We start from the raw sequence: 2,815 nt of genomic DNA, 5'->3' as shown, positions 1-2,815 counted from the left end.
TCCGGCTACGAGGACAGGACGTTCAGGCCGGACAAGCCCGTGACGCGGGCGGAAGCCGCCTCCATGATCCTGCGGCTGCTGGAGAAAACAGGAAAGTAATCATTGAACCCTGAAGGGGGCGCAAAGCAAATTGCGCCCCTTTTTTGCTATAAAGGTTGGTCCTCTCTTGAGCAACTTTTTAGACATTTTGCGTAGAATTATTATTTTTTAGGTTGCAATCTGGTACCCGAATGTTACAATTTGCAACAGTAGTACCATTGGAATAGGAGAACAAGTCAGCCTAGACCGTGTCTCAACGACTATAAGGAAGAAATGCGCCGGCAGGAGCCAGAAGATGTACGGGTATCAAGAGTTATCGCAATGATTTTCGCAAATCGGTGGAACAAAAATTGCAAGTCAGTTCAAAACAAATTGTCAGGCAATTCCGCAAACTTCTACTGGAGTGTTGTGCTGAACTATGACATGTACGGGGAGGGGATAGTAGCGTTTAGAGTTAAAGATACTTTAAAAGTAACTCAAAGTAAAATCCTGACACATGGAAGGAGGAAGAGGATGAGCTTGAAAAGAGCAAAGCTAGTGGTACTCCTGACCATAGCTTTTTTTGTAAATATGGTATCAAGTGCCTGGAGTGCAGATTCCGACATAAAGTATGTTTATTACACGACAAAGGATGGCAACGTAATCAAAGCAGAGGTGCCAAAGGCCCTGCGTTTGGCATCAGAAGGTAATAGCACGATGTGGGAAAGGCTTAGAGCAGGTTATGTCGAAGCTTTATTGGATCCAGGGGCTACCATAAAGATTGAGGACAAAAAAGGCCGTGTGTATGACTGGAGTGTGAACTTGAACTCAGTAGAGCCTCAGCAGTGGTCATCCCTAAAAATGGAGATGAATACAAATCCGCTTAAGAACACAAAACTGCAAATCCATCCTAATTTCCTGCTGGGTGAGGATGGAAAGCTAAAGGTTGCCTCTTATCCTTTGCAACAAGGAAAAATCATTGTAGATGGCATAGAACGCATCTACGACTATTACGTTCCCACCTCATACGATGGAAAGAACCCTGTTCCCTTGGTGCTGTCTTTCCATGGGTTCATGAGCAATGGTACTGGGCAGCGTAATCTCACCGGACTTGACCTGCTAGCCGAAGAAGAGGGCTTCATTGTTGTCTTCCCATACGGTAGGCCGGTACCCCCCGAGCTGGCTCGGATGTTTACAAGCAGGACGGATCTCTTCCCTGGCTACCAAGGAAGATGGAATGTTGGCCTACCGCCCTTTTTAACAAGCGATGCGGACGACGTGAAATTTATATGTTTTGCCACTGGCTGGCACTTAACCTCTCTGGCAAACTTGCAGCCATCGTGGGTGTAACGGGACCTTTGACTGTAAATATGGCTGTATACGAGCCCCCGCAACCCATCACGGTAATCCAGTGCCAGGGCGACGCCGACCCTGTTGTCCCCTTCGCAGGAAGAGAGAACGCGTATCTCTCAGCATGGGATACGGTGAGAAAGTGGGTTTACTGGAACGGTACGTCTGCAGACCCGGAAGTTTACGAGTACCCGAAAATTGCGGCAGAGGATCCTACTACTGTCGTTAAGTATGTCTACGGCAATGGCCGGGACGGCACAAAAGTCATTTTCTACCATGTGAAAAATGGTGGCCATGCATGGCCTGGTGGTCCCCAATACCGGCCTGTAGAAATGATAGGTTGGGCATCGGAACAAATCGCGCTTTCTAGGGAAATATGGGAAGACTTAAAAGAGGTGAGGTTAAGTAGCGCTCATTAAAGGAGAAACCAAAGTCACTGCGCCGGCGGTTCAATTTTTTCAGCACTCTAGCGCTCCGAAAAGGAAGGAGGTCATATGGTTGTGGGAAAAGGCTTGCATTCAGGCAATAAAACTCCTTTTCTGATACTGGCCTTAGGTGTGCTGGCGTGTCTTCTATTGGCCAGTCCTGGCTTTTGCTCTGAACTCCCGATATCATTAACCGTAGTATGGGACCCAGTGCTCGACAGCACAGTAGTAACGGTGACCATCACAGATGAGAATATCGCCGAACAGGTTACAGGAGTGTACGTAAAGTCAGTATCAGCATCGCCGTTTGGAGACCGCAAGTGGAGAGCAATCTTGGATGGAAACGTCCCAATTGGAAAGGAAGATATTCGCTTGGTTTTTGAAAGTTCAGCCACAATCGAGGTTACGCCGGTTGACGGCGCAACAGTGCCTTTCGGGACTTCTCTCGAAGACGCTACTACCCCAGCAGCACCGGATAAGGTGGAAAAACCCGTGCAAGAGGCGACTGCTACCGTGGTTGACATACCTGAAAGAGTAAGGGTCGAGGTGCCGCCGGGAGCGGTGAGCGGAGCTAATGCCGTCATCAAGGTGGGGGTGGTGGGTGACGAGAAGGCCTTCGGTGCGGGGATGACCCTTCTGAGCAAGGTGGTGAACATCACTTTATCCAACGGTACCCTAACCGGCAAGATCAATATTTCTCTCTACTTCGACAAGACTAAACTGGGAAGCAACCAGGAACCGGCAGCCTTCTACTACGACGAAAAAGCCAGCAAGTGGGTGCGCTTGGAGTGCATGGTGGATCTGTACAAGGGTACAGTGATGTTCTCCGTTAACCACCTTACACTGTTTGCCGTCTTTGCCGTAGACAAAGAGGTGCCCAAACCAGAGCTTGTGCGCTTCAAGGACATGGCCGGTCACTGGGCAGAGACCACCGTGGCCAAGCTGGCGGGCATGGGAGTGATCTCGGGCTACGAGGACGGCACTTTCAGGCCCGACAAAACCATCACGCGGGCGGAAATGGT

The 2,815-nt window shown here is 49.5% G+C and carries 4 protein-coding genes; all 4 read left to right on the top strand.

All coding sequences use genetic code 11. The annotated features are described in order from the left end of the window. The coding region (locus tag G454_RS19640; protein ID WP_035108096.1) for an S-layer homology domain-containing protein at positions 1 to 99 on the top strand (99 nt) is incomplete at its 5' end. 348 nt (positions 100 to 447) lie between these two features. After that, positions 448 to 1,368, top strand: a complete 921-nt coding sequence (locus tag G454_RS0114915) for a CE1 family esterase (RefSeq protein ID WP_211230126.1) — start codon at positions 448 to 450, stop codon at positions 1,366 to 1,368. A 20-nt stretch (positions 1,369 to 1,388) separates the two neighbouring features. Further along, positions 1,389 to 1,787, top strand: a complete 399-nt coding sequence (locus G454_RS21660) for an alpha/beta hydrolase family protein (RefSeq protein WP_156896848.1) — start codon at positions 1,389 to 1,391, stop codon at positions 1,785 to 1,787. 498 nt (positions 1,788 to 2,285) lie between these two features. Continuing rightward, positions 2,286 to 2,815: S-layer homology domain-containing protein (locus tag G454_RS21930; protein ID WP_169719383.1), on the top strand; the 530-nt coding region annotated here is incomplete at its 3' end.

It is taken from the genome of Desulfovirgula thermocuniculi DSM 16036 (assembly GCF_000429345.1).
Classification (GTDB): Bacteria; Bacillota; Desulfotomaculia; order Desulfotomaculales; family Desulfovirgulaceae; genus Desulfovirgula; species Desulfovirgula thermocuniculi.
This window is presented reverse-complemented; position numbering and strand designations above follow the sequence as displayed.

Bases quoted from the DNA above. Each gene is read 5' to 3' on its own strand.
- G454_RS21660 (WP_156896848.1), top strand. From the start codon at position 1,389: ATGGCTGTATACGAGCCCCCGCAACCCATCACGGTAATCCAGTGCCAG.